The organism is Ralstonia sp. 25C, from assembly GCF_051904805.1.
Classification (GTDB): domain Bacteria; phylum Pseudomonadota; class Gammaproteobacteria; order Burkholderiales; family Burkholderiaceae; genus Ralstonia.
The window spans coordinates 1,568,812-1,585,487 of the sequence record NZ_CP196737.1; the positions used below are offsets into that span (position 1 = coordinate 1,568,812).

The window sequence follows — 16,676 nt, forward strand, 5'->3', positions numbered from 1 at the left end:
CCCGTTGAGCGCGGCTTAGGCCGCGCCGAGTTTGTCCGCGAGGGCTTGCGCTTCCTTAAAGTTCAGGTCGCCCGAGTAGATGGCGCGGCCGCAGATCACGCCTTCCACGCCATGCTCTTCGACCGCGCAGAGGTGGTCGATGTCCTTCAGGTTCGACAGGCCGCCGCTGGCGATGACCGGAATCTTCACCGACTGTGCCAACTTGACGGTGGCATCGATGTTGATGCCCTGCAGCATGCCGTCGCGGCCGATGTCGGTGTAGATGATGCCTTCGACGCCGTAGTCCTCGTACTTCTTGGCGAGGTCTACGACTTCGTGGCCGGAGAGCTTGCTCCAGCCGTCCGTCGCCACCTTGCCGTCCTTGGCATCGAGCCCGACGATGATGTGGCCGCCAAATGCCGTGCATGCGTCCCGCAGAAAGCCCGGATCCTTGACCGCCGCCGTGCCGATGATCACGTACGACAAACCATCGTCGAGCCAGCGCTCGATGGTGCCCAGGTCGCGGATGCCGCCGCCGAGTTGCACGGGGATCTCGTCGCCCACTTCGGCGAGGATCGCCTTGACGGCCGCCTCGTTACGCGGCTTGCCCGCGAAAGCCCCATTCAGGTCGACGAGGTGCAAGCGGCGCGCGCCCTGCTCGACCCAATGCCGCGCCATGGCAGCGGGGTCTTCCGAGAACACGGTGGCTTGATCCATATCGCCTTGCTTGAGGCGCACACACTGACCGTCCTTCAGGTCGATGGCCGGGATGAGCAGCATAGTCGTAACGACAAAGTTGAGGGGGTGGGGTTAAATGGGAAAAGAAGCGGGCAAAAAAGGATTCGGTTGCGACTGTGAGGCCGAGTTCACGGGTTCCAGTGCACGAAATTCCGGTAGATCTGCAGGCCGGCCTGCGCACTTTTTTCCGGGTGAAACTGTGTGGCAAAAATATTATCCCGGGCGATGGCGCAGGTAAACCGCACGCCGTATTCGGTCTCGCCAACCGATTCTTCGGGATTGGCGGGGCGTGCGTAGTAACTGTGCACGAAATAAAAGTAGCTCTGATCGGGCACGCCTTCCCAGAGGGCGTGAGCCCGGCTCTGGTGCACGCGGTTCCAGCCCATCTGAGGCACTTTGTACCGGGAACCGTCCGGTTGCAACTGGCCGTCGAGGTCAAAACGAATGACCTCGCCCTTGATCAGGCCCAGGCCGGGGGTGTATTGCTGACCAACCCGCGCCTCGGTACTGCGCTCCAGCAGCATTTGCTCACCCACGCACACGCCCAGCATTGGCTTGGTGCGGGAGGCCTCCAGCACGGCTTCGCGCAGGCCGGATTGGTCGAAGGCGGCCATGCAGTCGGGCATGGCGCCCTGGCCCGGCAGCACCACGCGGTCTGCCGCGCGGATCTCGTCGGCTTGCGCACTGATGCGCACATCGGCCTGGGGAGCGACGGCCATCAGAGCCTGCGCCACCGAGCGCAGATTGCCCATGCCGTAATCGACGATTGCGATCTTAGTCATGACTTCACTTATTAAGCCCGAAGGACGGGCAACAGGGTTTTCAGCCCGTCAACAATGAATTCCACGGCCAGCGCCGCCAGGATCAGCCCCATCAACCGCGTACCGACGTTGATGCCGGTACGGCCGATGACCCGGGCGATCGGCTCGGCGGCGCGGAGCACGATCCATACCACAGCGGCAATCGCCACGCCCACGCCAGCCAGGAGCAGCAGCTCCCACCAGTGCTTGGTCTTGCCCGCATAGACGATCACCGTGCTGATCGAGCCGGGGCCCGTGAGCAGCGGAATCGCCAGCGGCACGACGGCGATGCTGGCCTTGGCACCGGCCTCGTCCTCTTCTTCGGGCGTCGCCTTGGTACGGCTGGTCTGCGCGTTCAGCATGTTCAGCGCGATCATGATCATGATGATCCCGCCGCCCACCTGCAGCGAGCCGACCGAAAAACCGAAAAAGCCGATGATCTGCTCGCCGAGCAGCGCCGACAGGCCAATCACGATCGCCACCGAAATCGACGCGACCTTGATGGTGCGGCGCTTCTCTTCATCCGTCTGGCTCTCAGTCAGACTGATGAAGAACGGGATCGCGCCGATCGGGTTGATCAGCGCGAGCAGCGAGAAAAAGCTCTTGGTCAGATCCATGGGATCGGTGGCCGGGCAGGAATCAGAAGCGGGAGTCAGAAACGCTCGGCCAGGCCGATGCGGTGGATCAGAGCGCGCCCTTGGTCGACGGAATGGTGCCGGCAGCACGCGGGTCCAGCTCAACCGCCATGCGCAGTGCGCGGCCAAAGGCCTTGAACACGGTTTCGATCTGGTGATGTGCGTTGACGCCGCGCAGGTTGTCGATATGCAGCGTCACGCCGGCATGGTTGACGAACCCGCGGAAGAATTCGATGGACAGGTCCACATCAAAATTGCCGACGCGCGCACGCGTGAACGGCACGTGGAACTCCAGGCCCGGGCGGCCCGAGAAGTCGATCACCACGCGCGACAGGGCTTCGTCCAGCGGCACGTAGCTGTGGCCGTAGCGCACGATGCCCTTCTTGTCGCCGACAGCCTTGGCGACGGCCTGGCCCAACGTGATGCCGACGTCTTCCACGGTGTGGTGATCGTCGATATGCGTGTCGCCGGTGGCCGAAACGTCCAGATCGATCAGGCCGTGGCGGGCAATCTGGTCGAGCATGTGGTCGAGGAACGGGACGCCGGTGTTCAGCGTCTGCTTGCCCGTGCCGTCCAAATCAAGGGCGACGCGGATTTGCGTTTCAGAGGTGTTGCGAGTGACCTCGGCACGGCGGCTCATGGGGCTTCCTGCAGCGATGCGGCAAAGGCATCGAGAAATTGCGCGTTTTCTTCGGGATTGCTGACCGTCACGCGCAGACAGTTGGCCAGCAACGGGTGCATTTTACTGACGTTTTTGATGAGAACCCGCCGTTTTAGCAGGCGATCGAACATTCCCGCTGCATCGGGTACGCGCAATAGGATGAAGTTGGCGGCGCTCGGGAAGACTTCAACACCCGGCAGCGCAGCCAGCGCGTCGATCAGCTTGGCGCGCTCGGCCCGCAGAGTCGCTGCCTGGGCATCGAGCACATCGACATGATCGAGCACGAACTGGGCGGTGGCCTCGGTCAGCACATTGATGTTGTACGGCGGGCGCACCTTGTCCAGCTCGGCGATCCATTTCGGGTGGCCGGCCACGTAGCCCAGGCGGATACCCGCCAGGCCCAGCTTGGAGACGGTGCGCATTACCAGCAGGTGGTCGAAGTCGCGCAGGCGCGGCATCCAGCTGTGCTGCGCGAACGGCTGGTAGGCCTCATCGACCACTACCAGGCTCTGGCACACCGGGCCGCGTGCGGCGCGGATGATGGCGTCCATGTCGGCGGCGTCGAACAGATTGCCGGTCGGGTTGTTCGGATAAGCCAGGTAGATGACGGCAGGCTGGTGCTCGGCCATGGCGGCGAGCATCGCTTCGCGGTCCAGCGTCAGGTCCGCCTTGAGCGGCACGCCGACGAACTTCAGGCCCAGCAACTGCGCCGACATCGCGTACATCACAAAGCCCGGCACCGGCGCCAGCACGGTCGCACCCGGCTTGGCTGCGGCAATGGCGATCAGGCTGATGATCTCGTCCGAGCCGTTGCCCAGCAGCACCTCGGCACCAGCCGGCACGTGCATCACGCGCTTGAGCTGCGCCTTGAGCGCATCGGCGGTGGGCACCGGGTAGCGGTTGAGCGCCACGTCGGCCAGGCGCTTGCCCAGGGCGTCGCGCAGCATGGCCGGCAGCGGGTACGGGTTCTCCATCGCGTCCAGCTTGACCATGCCGGTGGCGTCGGGCACGTGGTACGCGCCCATTGCACGCACGTCGTCGCGCACGATACGGGCGAGCAGGTCGTCAAGCGAAGGCTGGGCTGGAGCGGCGGTCATTGCGGTGCGGCGGGCGTTATTCGGATTTGGCGGACTTGGGGGTCAGGCGGTATTCCGCACTGCGGGCATGCGCTTGCAGGCCTTCGCCATAGGCCAGCTCGGCGGCAATCTCGCCCAGCATCTGCGCGCCGGCTTCGCTCACCTCGATCAGGCTCGAACGCTTGATGAAGTCGTACACGCCCAGCGGCGACGAGAAACGCGCCGTGCGCGAGGTCGGCAGCACGTGGTTCGGACCCGCGCAGTAGTCGCCCAGCGATTCGCTGGTGTACTTGCCGAGGAAGATCGCGCCCGCGTGGCGGATACGCTCGGCCCATTGGCGCGGGTTCTCGGCGGAGATTTCCAGATGCTCCGGCACGATGTCGTTGGCGATCTCGCACGCCTCTTCCATGTCGCGCACCTTGACCAGCGCACCGCGGCCCGACAGCGACTCGGCAATCACGTTCCGGCGCGGCATCTCTTCAAGCTGGCGGTTGATGCTGGCTTCCACCTGCGCGATGAACTCGGCGTTCGGGCACAGCAGGATCGACTGCGCCAGTTCGTCGTGCTCGGCCTGCGAGAACAGGTCCATCGCCACCCAGTCCGGATCGGTCGTGCCATCGCAGATGACGAGGATTTCCGACGGCCCCGCAATCATGTCGATGCCGACCGTGCCAAACACGCGGCGCTTGGCGGCCGCCACATAGGCGTTGCCCGGGCCGACGATCTTGTCGACGGCGGGAACGGTGTCCGTGCCGTAAGCGAGTGCACCGACAGCCTGCGCGCCGCCGATGGTGAACACGCGGTCCACCCCGGCGATGCAGGCGGCAGCCAGCACCAGTTCGTTACGCACGCCGCCCGGCGTGGGCACGACCATGATGATTTCCTTGACGCCGGCCACGCGTGCCGGAATCGCGTTCATCAGCACCGACGACGGATACGCTGCCTTGCCACCCGGCACGTAGATGCCGACGCGATCCAGCGGCGTGACCTTCTGGCCGAGCACGGTGCCATCGGCTTCCGCGTATTCCCAGCTGTGCGTGCCGCACTCGATCTTCTGCTTCTCGTGATACGCACGCACGCGGGCGGCGGCCGCTTCCAGGGCGGCGCGACGCTTGGGCTCCAGACCGTCCAGCGCGGCTTGCAGTACGGTCGGCGACAGTTCCAGCGCGGCCACGCTGTCGGCTTCGATACGGTCAAAGCGCTGCGTCGCTTCCAGCACGGCGGCGTCGCCGCGGGCTTTCACGTCGGCCAGGATCTGCGCGGCGGCGCGGTCGATGGCTTCGTCTTCGCTCGCCTCGAAAGCGAGCACCTGGCGCAGTTGCGCCGCGAATCCGGCGTCAGCCGAATCCAGCTTACGGATACTCAAGCTCATGCGGGTTCCCCAACAAGCGCATCCTTGGCGGAAGCGCGCTCGAAAGCGTCGAGGATCGGCGCCAGCCGCTCGCGCTTGAGCTTCAGCGCAGCCTGGTTGACGACCAATCGGGACGAGATCTGCACGATCTCTTCCACCTCGACGAGGTTGTTCGCGCGCAGTGTGCCGCCGGTGCTGACCAGGTCGACGATGGCATCGGCCAGGCCCACCAGCGGGCCCAGTTCCATCGAACCGTACAGCTTGATCAGGTCGACGTGCACGCCCTTCTTGGCGAAGTGTTCGCGCGCGGTGTTCAGATACTTCGTCGCCACCGACAGGCGCGCGCCCTGGCGCACCGCGTTGGCGTAATCGAAGCCCTTGGGCACCGCCACCGACATGCGGCAGCGGGCGATGTTCAGATCGATGGGCGCATACAGGCCCGCCATGCCGTGCTCCATCAGCACGTCGCGGCCGGCCACGCCGAAGTCCGCCGCGCCGTACTGCACATACGTCGGCACGTCGGAGGCGCGCACGATGATCACGCGCAGCGCCGGGTCCGACGTCGGCAGGATCAGCTTGCGCGAGGTTTCCGGATCTTCGGTCACCTCGATGCCGGCGGCCTTCAGGAGCGGCAGCGTCTCTTCAAAGATGCGGCCCTTGGACAGCGCCAGCGTGAGCTGGTTGGAGGCGGACTGGAATGCGTTCATGGCCTGCAGGTTCCTTACCTTACGCTTGGATGCGGCGGATCTTGGCGCCGACAGCGGAGAGCTTGTCTTCGATGCGGTCGTAGCCGCGGTCGAGGTGATAGATGCGGTCGACCAGCGTCTCACCCTGCGCAATCAGGCCGGCAATGACGAGGCTGGCGGACGCCCGCAGGTCGGTCGCCATGACGGTCGCACCCGACAAGTGCTCGACACCGGTCACCACGGCCGTCTTGCCGTCGATGACGATGTTGGCGCCGAGGCGGTTGAGTTCCTGCACGTGCATGAAGCGGTTTTCGAAGATGGTCTCCGTCACCGTGGCCGAGCCCTCGGCGATGGCGTTGAGCATCATGAACTGCGCCTGCATGTCGGTCGGGAACGCTGGGTACTCCGACGTGCGGAAGCTGACGGCCTTCGGGCGTCCGGTCATCTGCACGCGGATCCAGTCGTCGCCCGTGGTGAGCGTCACGCCAGCTTCGCGCAGCTTGTCGAGCACCGCGTCAAGGATGCCCGGCGGCACGCCGCGCAGCGTCACGTCGCCGCCGGCCGCGGCCACGGCACACAGGAAGGTGCCGGCTTCGATGCGGTCGGCGATCACGGTGTGTTCCGCGCCGTGCAGCGCTTCCACGCCCTGGATCACCAGGCGGTCCGTACCGATGCCTTCGATGCGCGCGCCCATTTTGACGAGCAGGTTCGCCAGATCGGTCACTTCCGGCTCGCGTGCGGCGTTTTCCAGCACGGTCTCGCCGTCGGCCAGCGCGGCCGCCATCAGCAGGTTTTCGGTGCCGGTCACCGTCACCATGTCGGTGACGATGCGTGCGCCGCGCAGACGCTTGGCGCCATCGGCGAGCTTCGCTTCGATGTAGCCGTGCTCGATGACGATCTCGGCGCCCATCAGCTGCAGGCCCTTGATGTGCTGGTCGACCGGACGCGCGCCGATGCCGCAGCCGCCCGGCAGCGACACACGCGCATGGCCGAAGCGCGCCAGCAGCGGGCCCAGCACCAGAATCGACGCCCGCATGGTCTTCACCAGGTCGTACGACGCTTCCGGCGAGTGGATGACAGCGGCGCCCAGCGTGACCTCGTGGCCGTTCAGCGTGCCCTCCACGCCCATCTGGCGCAGCAGCTTGAGCATCGTGCGCACGTCCTGCAGATTGGGCACGTTGTGCAGCACCAGCGGCTCAGGCGTCAGCAGCGCGGCGCACAGGATGGGCAGCGCGGCGTTCTTGGCGCCAGACACGCGGATTTCGCCCGACAGCGGGCCGTTGCCTTCAATCAGCAGTTTGTCCATGAGCGAGACGTCTCGTCGATCACGTTGGGTGGGGCGCTCAGCGAGCGCTAGGTCGGAATCGGGTTCAGCGGTAACAACAGTGGGATCAAGCTCGGCCATCAGGATTGCCACTCCGCCGGGGTGAGCGTCTTCATCGACAGCGCGTGAATCTCCGCGCGCATGCGATCACCCAATGCGGCGTAGACGAGCTGGTGACGCTGGATCAACCGCTTGCCTTCAAACTGCGCGCTGACGATGGTGGCAAAGAAATGCTGGCCGTCGCCCTCGACTTCGAGGTGCTGGCACGGCAGGCCGGTTTCGATGTACTGCTTGACTTGTTCGGGTGTGGGCAACATGGCCTTCCCTCTCCTGCAAAACGTTAGGGTGGTGCGTCGTGTTGGTTTTATGGACGCATCAATGGCGCAGCTTGTAGCCCGTGCGCAGCATCTGCAGGGCAATCCCCCCCACCACGACCAGCGCGATCAGCATCACGCCGAGGCTCGTCGCCACCGGCACATCGGACACGCCGAAGAAGCCGTAGCGGAAGCCATCGATCATGTAGAAGAACGGGTTGGCGTGGGACACCGCCTGCCAGAACGGCGGCAGTGAATGAATCGAATAGAACACGCCCGCCAGGAAGGTGGCCGGCACGATCAGAAAGTTCTGGAACGCCGCGAGCTGGTCGAACTTCTCGGCCCAGATGCCGGCAATCAGCCCCAGCGTACCGAGCACCGCCGCGCCCAGCACGGCAAACACGATGATCCACAGCGGCTGCGCAAAATGCAGATGCGCAAACAGCGTCGTCACGATCAGCACGCCCGTGCCCACGGCCAGACCGCGGATGATGGAGGCGCACACATAGGCGCCAAACATCTCCCAGTGCGACAACGGCGGCAGCATGATGAACACTAGGTTGCCGGTGATCTTCGATTGAATAAGCGACGACGAGCTATTCGCAAACGCGTTCTGCAGCACGCTCATCATCACCAGGCCGGGCACCAGGAAAGCGGTGTAGCTGAGTTGATCGAACACCTTCACGCGATCTTCCAGCACGTGGCCGAAGATCAGCAGGTACAGCAGCGCGGTCAGCACCGGCGCTGCCACGGTCTGGAAGCTGACCTTCCAGAAGCGCAGCACTTCCTTGTACAGCAGCGTGCGAAAACCGACCCAGCGGCCCGGCAGCGTTTCCGGAATGGCGTTCATGCGGCAGGCTCCAGCGCAGTCTCGGGTGTTTGCGGTACGGCGGAGATACCGCCCTCGCGGCGCATGATCTGCACGAACACGTCTTCTAGATCAGCCTTGGCGATCTCCATGTCGTCGATTTCGCAGCCGGCCTGGCGGCACGTGGAGAGAATCTGCTCGACCTCGCCGTAGCCCGACAGACGCAGGCGCACGCTGCGCTCGCCGTGATTACCCGGCTGCCGCAGACCTTCCAGCGACGCTGGCAAGGTCCCGTTCGAGAAGCTCAGCACGAGCTGCAGCCCCGCAAATTGCGACAGCAGATTGGCCGTGCGATCCAGCGCCACCACCTCGCCAAACTTCAGCATGGCGATGCGGTCGCACAGGGATTCGGCTTCTTCCAGGTAGTGCGTGGTCAGCACGACGGTGTGGCCTTCGCGGTTCAGGCGCGAGATGAACTTCCACAGCGTCTGGCGCAGTTCGACGTCCACACCAGCGGTCGGCTCGTCCAGCACGATCACCGGCGGGCGGTGTACCAACGCCTGCGCGACGAGCACGCGGCGCTTCATGCCACCCGACAGCGCGCGCATGTTGGCATCGGCCTTGTTGGTCAGGTCCAGGTTGGCCATGACCTCGTCGATCCAGTCGTCGTTCTTGGTCAGGCCGAAATAGCCCGACTGCAGGCGCAGCGTTTCGCGCACCGTAAAGAACGGATCGAACACCAGTTCCTGCGGCACCACGCCGAGCTTGCGGCGCGCCGTACGGTAATCGGAGACCACGTCGTGGCCGAGCACGCGCACGCTGCCGGAATCGGCACGATTCAGGCCCGCGAGGATGGAGATCAGCGTGGTCTTGCCCGCGCCGTTGGGGCCCAGCAGGCCGAAAAACTCGCCCTGCTCGACAGACAGGCTCACGCCCTTGAGCGCTTGCAACGACTTGTAGCGCTTGCGGACGTCAGCGATTTCGATGGCTTTCATGGCCGACAAAGTGAACTACCCTGCGCATCTCGTGACCGCGGATCGACATGATCAAGGCGGCCCCGGACGCCGCGCATGGCGGCGGCAGAGCGACAAACCCAGAATTATAGGGGAACTGCACCAACCGACGTCGGCACCGGCTTGCGGCGCCGTGCCAACGCCACTGTGAGCGCGGCATCGCGATGGTGGGGCAAACCGCCCCGCACCGGACGCCGCCTCAATGTCGTGCGTGATGGGGAGCTGCGGGAGACGCCGGCGCAATCGCCAGCAGGGATTCCACGCCGTACAGCGTGGCGAGGTTGGACAGCGCCTGCGGGGCACCTGCGATATCCAGCGCGATGCCAGCCGTCTGCGCCGTGCGCTGCCAGGACAGCAGCACTGCCAGCGCGGAGGAATCGACCCGCGACAAGCCCGCGCAATCCACGCGCAGTGTGGCAACGCCCGCTCCACGCGCCTGGCTAAGCTGAGCCTCGCCCTCGCGCAGCACGCGCGGCGCTTCAAGCTGGGTCAGCGGGCCGGACAAGGTCAACATGGCGAGGGGGGATGCGTCAGAAAAAGAAACAGCGGCCAGAGTCGACCGCTGCGTTGATTCTACCGGAAGGCCGCTTACTTTGCCGGGCCCTTCTCGAGCTGCGCGTTGCGCTCGTTCAGGAAGCTGACCAGCCCGGCAACGCCACCACGCTTGCTGATGACGTCAGCAAACTGGTTCTTGTACGTTTCCGACAGCCACAGGCCGCTGATGTTGATGTCGTACACCTTCCAGCCATTGCCCGTCTTTTCCATGCGATAGTCCAGCGCCACCGGCTCGCCGTTGTTGTTCACGGTCGAACGCACCACCACATCGGTGTCGTCGGCTGCGGCACGGAACGGCTTGTACGACACGGTCTGGTTCTTCACGTTCGACAGCGCGCCGGCGTAGGTGCGGACCAGCAACGTCTTGAAACCGTCTTGAATCTGTTGTTGCTGCTCGGGCGTCGCCTGGCTCCAGAAGCGGCCCATGGCGATCTGCGTGGTGCGCTTGAAATCGGCACGCGGCACGATCTTCTGGTCGACCAGCTGATACACCTTCGTCATATTGCCGCCGCGCAGCTCCGGATCACCCTTGATGGTGGTGAGCACATCGTCCACGGCCGCCTTGACGGTCGATTGCGCATCAGCCTCTTGGGCCTGGACCGGAGCCGCCGCCACAGCGGCAGTCAGTGCCAGGCCAGCAAACACGGAACGGAGAACATTCTTCAACATATCGCGTCCTTCTTATGTGGTTCTTGGTTCGCATACGGCCGTGCCGCTGCGATGATTGGGTGGCTGTTAGAACGGGGCATCCGCGCTCAAGTTCGCGAATCAGAGCCCTGTTTTACGCCTTGTCACCGTTGAGGCAACGTTGTTACGAACGACCCATCAGCGGCGGAACACCGGCCAATTGGGCGTAAAGCGGTGGTACGGCGAGACCGTCGCGTCACCCGTGTCCGAGGGGGTCTTGCCGTCCTGGTCTTCCGGCAGATTGCCGTCATAGATCAGATAGCGGCGACGCTGGAGATAAGCATCACGCATGAAGGTGTACTTATCGACAGCTGCCTGCTCGAACACATTACTGGCGCCGAGCAGGTTCGCCCGCACGTCCACCACCCGCAGGGCGGCCAGCGAATACGTGATCGCACTGTCGTTGAAATACGTGAGCGGATCCATCTGCCAGTTGACCAGGAAGCCCGCGGTATCACGCACCGTGCTCGGGCCCAGCAGCGGCCACACGATGTACGGGCCAGCCGGCACGCCCCACACACCCAGGGTCTGGCCGAAATCTTCCTTGTGCTTGGGCAAGCCGGCGTCCGAGGCGATGTCGATCAGGCCACCCAGGCCCAGCACGGTGTTGATCGCCACGCGCATGGTGTCTTCCAGCGCGGCGGTGCCCTTCAGCTGCAGCAGGTTGTTAACGGCCGAATAGACGTCGCCCGCGTTGGAGAAGAAGTTCGACACGGCCGTGCGCGCGGGCGACGGCACGACGTCAACATAGGTTTGCGCCACCGGCTTCAGCACGCCCTTATCGAGGTCTTCGTTGATGCGGAAGACTTCGCGGTTGAACGGCTCGATCGGGTCGGCCGGATTGGCATTCGGCCCCGTGGCGCAACCTGCCAGTAACGATGCGCCCGCAGCCACGGCCAGTGCTAAGCCGCGCAGCGTTCGGATGGATGTTGTTGTTTTCATGGTTTATTGACTCCCACTGCCCCCAGCGGGCTTGGCGCCGCTGGCACTGCCGCCATTGCTGCTGCCGGCGCCGGCATCGGCCGCCTTGCTGTAGAGGAACTGGCTGATCAGGTTCTCCAGCACCACCGCCGACTGCGTCATGGTGATCTTGCTGCCACCGGCCAGCATGGCCGAATCGCCACCCGGCTCCAGGCCAACGTACTGCTCGCCCAGCAGCCCCGACGTCAGGATCTTGGCCGAGCTGTCTTTCGGAAACTGGTAGCGCTGATCCATGTCGAGCACGACGGTCGCCTGGTAGGTCTTGTCGTCAAACAGGATCTGCGACACGCGCCCCACCACCACGCCGGCACTCTTGACCGGCGCACGCACCTTCAGGCCGCCGATGTTGTCGAAGGCGGCCTTCACCTGGTAGGTCTTGGCAAACGAGAACGCGCTCATGTTGCCGGCCTTGAGCGCCAGGAACAGCAACGCCACGATGCCCACCAGCACGAACAGTCCGACCCAGAAATCGAGGAGGCTCTTACGCATGATCTTTTCTCTTTGAACGACAGCCAGAGGGATGATGTTCAGCTGAACATCAACGCCGTCAGCACAAAATCCAGCGCCAGCACGGCCAGCGACGCAATCACCACCGTGCGCGTGGTGGCGCGCGACACGCCCTCGGGCGTCGCCTTGGCCTCATAGCCCTGGAACAGCGCGATGAAGGTCACGGCCACGCCAAACACCACACTCTTGATGACGCCGTTGACGACGTCGTCCATCACGTCCACGCCGGCCTGCATCTGCGACCAGAACGCGCCGGGGTCCACCCCGATCAGGCCAACACCGACGAAGTATCCGCCCAGAATACCGACGGCGCTGAAAATGGCGGCCAGCAACGGCATGGCGATCAAGCCCGCCCAGAAACGCGGCGCCAGCACACGGGCCAGCGGATCGACCGCCATCATTTCCATGGCGATCAATTGTTCGCCGGCCTTCATCAGGCCGATCTCGGCGGTGAGCGACGTGCCAGCGCGGCCAGCAAAGAGCAGTGCGGTCACTACCGGCCCCAGTTCACGCACCAGCGACAGCGCCACCAGCAGACCCAGCGCCTGCTCGGAACCATAGCGGTTGAGCGTGTAATAGCCCTGCAGGCCCAGCACGAACCCGACGAACAGCCCCGACACCGCGATGATGATGAACGAATCGTTGCCGATGAAACGCAGTTGCTCGATCACCAGGCGCGGACGACGCAGCACGTCGCCCGAGGCCGCAAACAGCGTGGCCAGCATGCGCGCGCCATAGCCAAGGCGGCCAATGAGCGAGCGCACCAGGGAGCCGATCGTCGAGATCATTGCGCACCCCCGTTCTTGCCCAAGCCGAAATCATCCGCCAGCGATGCGCCCGGATAGTGGAACGGCACGGGGCCGTCCGCCTCGCCGTGCACGAACTGGCGCACGAACGGGTCGGTGGAGGCCATGAGGTCTGCCGGTGCGCCCTCGGCGGCGATACCACCGTTGGCGATGAAATAGACGTAATCCGCAATATGGAACGTTTCCTGCACATCGTGCGAGACGATGATGCTGGTCGCACCCAGCGCGTCGTTCAGCTTGCGGATGAGTGAGGCGGTCAGACCGAGGGAGATCGGGTCCAGCCCAGCGAATGGCTCGTCGTAGAGAATGAGCGACGGGTCCAGCGCAATGGCACGTGCCAGCGCCACGCGCCGGGCCATGCCGCCGGAAATCTGCGACGGCATGAGATCACGTGCGCCGCGCAGGCCAACGGCGTTGAGCTTCATCAGCACTAGGTCGCGGATCAGCGGCTCGGGCAGTTCGGTATGTTCGCGCAGCGGAAAGGCGACGTTGTCGAACACGGACATGTCGGTAAACAGCGCGCCGAACTGGAACAGCATGCCCATCTGGCGGCGCGCTGCATACAACGCGGGCTTGTCCATGGCGCCAATATCCTGGCCCAGTACGCGGACCGTGCCTGCCGCGGCACCGACCTGCCCGCCAATGAGGCGCAGGATCGTCGTCTTGCCGCAGCCCGAACCGCCCATGACGGCCACCACGCTGCCCTTGGGCACGCGCATGCACAGGCCGGACAGAATCCGCCGTTCACCCGGCTGGTAGGCGAAATCGACCTGGTCGAGCTCGACAACGGCAGTGGAAGGCTGGGTGGACACGGTGGCGTTTGGGTACGGGAAGCTCGGTTATCTCACGGCGGGATGCGTGCCGCGTCTTATTGTGTTCGCTAGTCGTACCGATTTGGTACGGGCCGCCATTATAGGTGGAAACCCGCGTAGCCCGTCAGTCACGCCATGCTTACCTACAGTTTGTGTGGCTGAAGCGCTGCGCCGCGGCGCCATGCCTTGCGAACCGCTGAAAAGCCTGCACACGCGCACCCCGCGACAAGCTATTCGCCGCGGCTCAGGCGCAGATCGGCTTGGTGGACCAGCGTCTGCCAGTGGTTGGCATCTCGACGGATGGCTTGGGCGAAGGTCTCCGGGGCATCCCACTCGGGCTCGAAGCCGCCGGCGCGCAAAGTGGCGCGGACATCGCTTGCAGTCAGCGCGCGGCGCAACTCGCCGGCCGCACGGATCGACAGGACCTTCGGCGTGCGTGCCGGCATGAACACCCCCACCCAGGCACTGCGGTCGAACCCCACCAACCCGGCTTCGCGCAAGGTGGGCACATCCGGCGCGAAGGGAGAACGCGCGGCGCCGGTCACGCCCAGCAAGCGCAACTGCCCGCTCGCCACGCCCATCGCCAGACTCGGATAGCTGGCGAAGCACGCCGTCATGCGCCCGGCCAACACCTGTTGCACGACCCCGGCTTCACCCTTGAGCGAGACATGCGGCGCGTGGATCGCGTAATCGCGGACGAACTGCTCGGCGACGAGGTGCGACCACGTGCCAAGCGCCTCCGAACCGCAATTGACGCTGACCGATTCCGCACGCGCCATGGCAACCAGATCGGTGACGGAGCCAATCGGCAGGCGGGCGTCGACGGCCAGAAAAAGCGGCAGCGTCGCCACCATGGCAACGGGCAGGAAGTCGCGCAGCGGGTCGTAGGGCGCGGGCTCCAGCGCGGGCTGTGTGACGAACGTGGTTTGGTGGAGCAACCAGGTGTGGCCGTCGGATGCGGCGCGCGCGACCGATTCGCCGGCCGCCATGCCATTGGCGGCGGGGCGATCCTCGACATTGACTGGGCGGCCGAGTTGCAGCTGTAGCTGCACGGCCAGCGCTCGGGCCAGCGCATCAAATACGCTGCCCTCCGCGGCCGGCACAACGAGGCGCAGCGGCTGCGACGCATAGCCCAGCAGTTCGGCGCGGGCCGGCAGAGCCAATGCGACCGGCAACGCTGCGAGCCACACTATGGTGCGGCGTCGGCGCATGTCCGGCGCGTCGGGAACATCTGCGGGCACATTGCTGGCGCAGGCTTGCATGGGGGTGGGGGGTCTCGGGGAAATCTCATTCTAGAAATCCGCCCATCCGCCCTGCACTCATGTAAACCATGTCGATGTAAACCATGAAGCGGCGGCCGGCCCCAAAGAAAAAGGCTCGCCGAAGCGAGCCCTGGGTCAGACAGTCAACCGCGTGGTCAGCGCGGCAGTTCCGAATGGCCCATAAGAAACGCGTCCACCGAGCGGGCAGCCTGGCGGCCCTCGCGGATGGCCCAGACGACCAGCGATTGGCCGCGGCGTACGTCGCCGGCGGCAAACACCTTCGGCACGTTGGTGGCGTAGGCGTTGTCACCCTCGGTGGAAGCACGCGCGTTGTTGCGCGCATCCTTGGTCACGCCGAAGGCATCGAGCACACCGCCGACCGGGTTGGTAAAGCCCATCGCCAGCAGCACGAGGTCGGCCTTGAGCGTGAATTCGCTGCCTTCGACTTCGCTCATCTTGCCGTCCTTCCACTCCAGGCGCACAGCCTTGAGGCCGGTCACGCGACCGTTCTCGCCGATGAGTTCCTTGGTGGCAACCGACCAGTCGCGCTCGCAGCCCTCATCATGCGACGACGACGTGCGCATCTTGATCGGCCAGTACGGCCACACCAGCGGCTTATTCTCTTCTTCCGGCGGACGCGGCAGCAGTTCGAACTGCGTGACCGATGCTGCGCCATGGCGGTTGGACGTGCCCACGCAGTCCGAACCCGTATCGCCACCGCCGATCACGATAACGTGCTTGCCGTCCGCGCGGATCGGGTTCGGTGCATCGCCGGCCACTTCCTTGTTCTGCGGGATCAGGAATTCGAGCGCGTAGTGCACGCCGTCCAGGTCACGGCCCGGCACCGGCAGATCGCGCGGCACTTCCGAACCGCCCGTCAGCACAACGGCGTCGAACTGCTTGAGGATGTCGTCGGCGGAGATCACCTCGCGTGCGTCGTTGACGATGCCGGCCGGCACCGTCTTGTCGCCCACCATCACGCCGGTGCGGAACGTCACGCCCTCGGCTTCCATCTGCTGCATGCGGCGGTCGATCTGCGCCTTCTCCAGCTTGAAGTCGGGGATGCCGTAACGCAGCAGGCCGCCGATGCGGTCGTTCTTCTCAAACAGCGTCACGTCGTGGCCGGCGCGTGCCAGTTGCTGCGCAGCGGCCATGCCAGCGGGGCCGGAGCCGACCACGGCCACGGTCTTGCCGGTCTTGTGCTTCGGCACTTGCGGGGCGACCCAGCCCTCTTCCCAGGCCTTGTCGATGATGGCGTGCTCGATCGACTTGATGCCGACCGGCAGCTCATTGATGCCCAGCGTGCAAGCTGCTTCGCACGGTGCCGGGCAGATACGGCCCGTGAACTCGGGGAAGTTGTTCGTCGAGTGCAGCACTTCGATCGCGGTCTTCCAGTCCTGGCGGTACACCAGGTCGTTGAAGTCCGGGATGATGTTGTTGACCGGGCAGCCGTTGTTGCAGAACGGAATGCCGCAGTCCATGCAGCGTGCGCCCTGGATCTTGGCTTCGTTGTCCGCCAGTGCGAACACGAACTCCTTGTAATGCTTCACGCGCGCTTCGGGCGCTTCGTATCCCTCGTTCTGGCGGGGAAATTCGAGAAAACCGGTCGCCTTGCCCATGGTGTCCTTCCTCGCCCGATGCCACCTGCACAGGGGCATCGAGCGTGTCTTGTGTGGTTCGT

At 64.8% G+C, this 16,676-nt stretch carries 19 protein-coding genes; all 19 read right to left on the bottom strand.

Going from position 1 to position 16,676, the window contains the following annotated elements:
• Positions 1-15 precede the first annotated feature (15 nt).
• The 19 genes from hisA to ACS7SF_RS07360 all read right to left on the bottom strand — a co-directional run bounded on the left by hisA (position 16) and on the right by ACS7SF_RS07360 (position 16,614).
• Positions 16-759 carry a 1-(5-phosphoribosyl)-5-[(5-phosphoribosylamino)methylideneamino]imidazole-4-carboxamide isomerase gene (hisA, locus tag ACS7SF_RS07270; protein WP_004634607.1) on the bottom strand — a complete coding sequence of 248 codons (744 nt, stop codon included), beginning with the start codon at positions 757-759 and terminating at the stop codon, positions 16-18.
• Between the two features lie 86 nt (positions 760-845).
• Positions 846-1,499, bottom strand: coding sequence for an imidazole glycerol phosphate synthase subunit HisH (gene hisH, locus ACS7SF_RS07275; protein WP_366172761.1), 654 nt, complete (start codon positions 1,497-1,499; stop codon positions 846-848).
• An 11-nt stretch (positions 1,500-1,510) separates the two neighbouring features.
• Entirely contained in the window at positions 1,511-2,134 is a 624-nt protein-coding gene (locus ACS7SF_RS07280) for a MarC family protein (RefSeq protein ID WP_439892343.1), read from the bottom strand.
• Positions 2,135-2,201: 67 nt separating this feature from the next.
• Positions 2,202-2,792, bottom strand: coding sequence for an imidazoleglycerol-phosphate dehydratase HisB (gene hisB, locus ACS7SF_RS07285; RefSeq protein ID WP_048935327.1), 591 nt, complete (start codon positions 2,790-2,792; stop codon positions 2,202-2,204).
• Positions 2,789-3,910, bottom strand: a complete 1,122-nt coding sequence (gene hisC, locus ACS7SF_RS07290) for a histidinol-phosphate transaminase (protein WP_439892344.1) — start codon at positions 3,908-3,910, stop codon at positions 2,789-2,791. Before hisC ends, hisB begins: the two co-directional genes overlap by 4 nt.
• A gap of 16 nt (positions 3,911-3,926) precedes the next feature.
• Positions 3,927-5,261 carry a histidinol dehydrogenase gene (gene hisD, locus ACS7SF_RS07295; protein WP_439892345.1) on the bottom strand — a complete coding sequence of 445 codons (1,335 nt, stop codon included), beginning with the start codon at positions 5,259-5,261 and terminating at the stop codon, positions 3,927-3,929.
• A complete protein-coding gene (hisG, locus tag ACS7SF_RS07300; RefSeq protein WP_366172771.1) occupies positions 5,258-5,947 on the bottom strand; it encodes an ATP phosphoribosyltransferase in 690 nt (229 codons plus the stop codon). The genes hisD and hisG overlap by 4 nt, the downstream gene beginning before the upstream one ends.
• A gap of 19 nt (positions 5,948-5,966) precedes the next feature.
• Positions 5,967-7,232: a UDP-N-acetylglucosamine 1-carboxyvinyltransferase gene (murA, locus tag ACS7SF_RS07305; protein ID WP_439892346.1), complete on the bottom strand. Its 1,266-nt coding sequence runs from the start codon at positions 7,230-7,232 to the stop codon at positions 5,967-5,969.
• Between the two features lie 98 nt (positions 7,233-7,330).
• Positions 7,331-7,567 (bottom strand): BolA family protein, encoded by a 237-nt coding sequence (locus ACS7SF_RS07310; RefSeq protein ID WP_021197529.1) that lies wholly within the window; start codon positions 7,565-7,567, stop codon positions 7,331-7,333.
• Between the two features lie 58 nt (positions 7,568-7,625).
• Entirely contained in the window at positions 7,626-8,414 is a 789-nt protein-coding gene (locus ACS7SF_RS07315; protein ID WP_439892347.1) for an ABC transporter permease, read from the bottom strand.
• Entirely contained in the window at positions 8,411-9,367 is a 957-nt protein-coding gene (locus tag ACS7SF_RS07320; RefSeq protein WP_048935321.1) for an ABC transporter ATP-binding protein, read from the bottom strand. Before ACS7SF_RS07320 ends, ACS7SF_RS07315 begins: the two co-directional genes overlap by 4 nt.
• A gap of 217 nt (positions 9,368-9,584) precedes the next feature.
• Complete coding sequence (locus tag ACS7SF_RS07325) at positions 9,585-9,899, bottom strand: STAS domain-containing protein (protein WP_439892348.1); 315 nt, start codon at positions 9,897-9,899, stop codon at positions 9,585-9,587.
• 74 nt (positions 9,900-9,973) lie between these two features.
• On the bottom strand, positions 9,974-10,609 hold the full coding sequence (locus ACS7SF_RS07330; protein ID WP_439892349.1) for an MlaC/ttg2D family ABC transporter substrate-binding protein: 636 nt from the start codon (positions 10,607-10,609) through the stop codon (positions 9,974-9,976).
• A 156-nt stretch (positions 10,610-10,765) separates the two neighbouring features.
• Positions 10,766-11,569, bottom strand: a complete 804-nt coding sequence (locus tag ACS7SF_RS07335) for an MlaA family lipoprotein (RefSeq protein ID WP_439892350.1) — start codon at positions 11,567-11,569, stop codon at positions 10,766-10,768.
• A 3-nt stretch (positions 11,570-11,572) separates the two neighbouring features.
• Entirely contained in the window at positions 11,573-12,097 is a 525-nt protein-coding gene (mlaD, locus tag ACS7SF_RS07340) for an outer membrane lipid asymmetry maintenance protein MlaD (RefSeq protein WP_439892351.1), read from the bottom strand.
• A gap of 38 nt (positions 12,098-12,135) precedes the next feature.
• Positions 12,136-12,903 (bottom strand): lipid asymmetry maintenance ABC transporter permease subunit MlaE, encoded by a 768-nt coding sequence (mlaE, locus tag ACS7SF_RS07345; protein ID WP_366172784.1) that lies wholly within the window; start codon positions 12,901-12,903, stop codon positions 12,136-12,138.
• The gene (locus tag ACS7SF_RS07350; protein ID WP_439892352.1) at positions 12,900-13,733 is read right to left on the bottom strand and encodes an ABC transporter ATP-binding protein; all 834 of its coding nucleotides are present in this window, start codon (positions 13,731-13,733) and stop codon (positions 12,900-12,902) included. The genes mlaE and ACS7SF_RS07350 overlap by 4 nt, the downstream gene beginning before the upstream one ends.
• A 230-nt stretch (positions 13,734-13,963) precedes the next feature.
• Positions 13,964-14,944, bottom strand: a complete 981-nt coding sequence (locus tag ACS7SF_RS07355; RefSeq protein ID WP_439892353.1) for a tripartite tricarboxylate transporter substrate binding protein — start codon at positions 14,942-14,944, stop codon at positions 13,964-13,966.
• 206 nt (positions 14,945-15,150) lie between these two features.
• The gene (locus tag ACS7SF_RS07360) at positions 15,151-16,614 is read right to left on the bottom strand and encodes a glutamate synthase subunit beta (protein ID WP_439892354.1); all 1,464 of its coding nucleotides are present in this window, start codon (positions 16,612-16,614) and stop codon (positions 15,151-15,153) included.
• Positions 16,615-16,676: the final 62 nt, after the last annotated feature.

What these genes read in the sequence shown, in the direction of transcription:
- hisA (WP_004634607.1), bottom strand. Translation starts at nt 759, where the DNA reads ATGCTGCTCATCCCGGCCATCGACCTGAAGGACGGTCAGTGTGTGCGC.
- hisH (WP_366172761.1), bottom strand. Translation starts at nt 1,499, where the DNA reads ATGACTAAGATCGCAATCGTCGATTACGGCATGGGCAATCTGCGCTCG.
- ACS7SF_RS07280 (WP_439892343.1), bottom strand. Translation starts at nt 2,134, where the DNA reads ATGGATCTGACCAAGAGCTTTTTCTCGCTGCTCGCGCTGATCAACCCG.
- hisB (WP_048935327.1), bottom strand. Translation starts at nt 2,792, where the DNA reads ATGAGCCGCCGTGCCGAGGTCACTCGCAACACCTCTGAAACGCAAATC.
- hisC (WP_439892344.1), bottom strand. Translation starts at nt 3,910, where the DNA reads ATGACCGCCGCTCCAGCCCAGCCTTCGCTTGACGACCTGCTCGCCCGT.
- hisD (WP_439892345.1), bottom strand. Translation starts at nt 5,261, where the DNA reads ATGAGCTTGAGTATCCGTAAGCTGGATTCGGCTGACGCCGGATTCGCG.
- hisG (WP_366172771.1), bottom strand. Translation starts at nt 5,947, where the DNA reads ATGAACGCATTCCAGTCCGCCTCCAACCAGCTCACGCTGGCGCTGTCC.
- murA (WP_439892346.1), bottom strand. Translation starts at nt 7,232, where the DNA reads ATGGACAAACTGCTGATTGAAGGCAACGGCCCGCTGTCGGGCGAAATC.
- ACS7SF_RS07310 (WP_021197529.1), bottom strand. Translation starts at nt 7,567, where the DNA reads ATGTTGCCCACACCCGAACAAGTCAAGCAGTACATCGAAACCGGCCTG.
- ACS7SF_RS07315 (WP_439892347.1), bottom strand. Translation starts at nt 8,414, where the DNA reads ATGAACGCCATTCCGGAAACGCTGCCGGGCCGCTGGGTCGGTTTTCGC.
- ACS7SF_RS07320 (WP_048935321.1), bottom strand. Translation starts at nt 9,367, where the DNA reads ATGAAAGCCATCGAAATCGCTGACGTCCGCAAGCGCTACAAGTCGTTG.
- ACS7SF_RS07325 (WP_439892348.1), bottom strand. Translation starts at nt 9,899, where the DNA reads ATGTTGACCTTGTCCGGCCCGCTGACCCAGCTTGAAGCGCCGCGCGTG.
- ACS7SF_RS07330 (WP_439892349.1), bottom strand. Translation starts at nt 10,609, where the DNA reads ATGTTGAAGAATGTTCTCCGTTCCGTGTTTGCTGGCCTGGCACTGACT.
- ACS7SF_RS07335 (WP_439892350.1), bottom strand. Translation starts at nt 11,569, where the DNA reads ATGAAAACAACAACATCCATCCGAACGCTGCGCGGCTTAGCACTGGCC.
- mlaD (WP_439892351.1), bottom strand. Translation starts at nt 12,097, where the DNA reads ATGCGTAAGAGCCTCCTCGATTTCTGGGTCGGACTGTTCGTGCTGGTG.
- mlaE (WP_366172784.1), bottom strand. Translation starts at nt 12,903, where the DNA reads ATGATCTCGACGATCGGCTCCCTGGTGCGCTCGCTCATTGGCCGCCTT.
- ACS7SF_RS07355 (WP_439892353.1), bottom strand. Translation starts at nt 14,944, where the DNA reads ATGCGCCGACGCCGCACCATAGTGTGGCTCGCAGCGTTGCCGGTCGCA.
- ACS7SF_RS07360 (WP_439892354.1), bottom strand. Translation starts at nt 16,614, where the DNA reads ATGGGCAAGGCGACCGGTTTTCTCGAATTTCCCCGCCAGAACGAGGGA.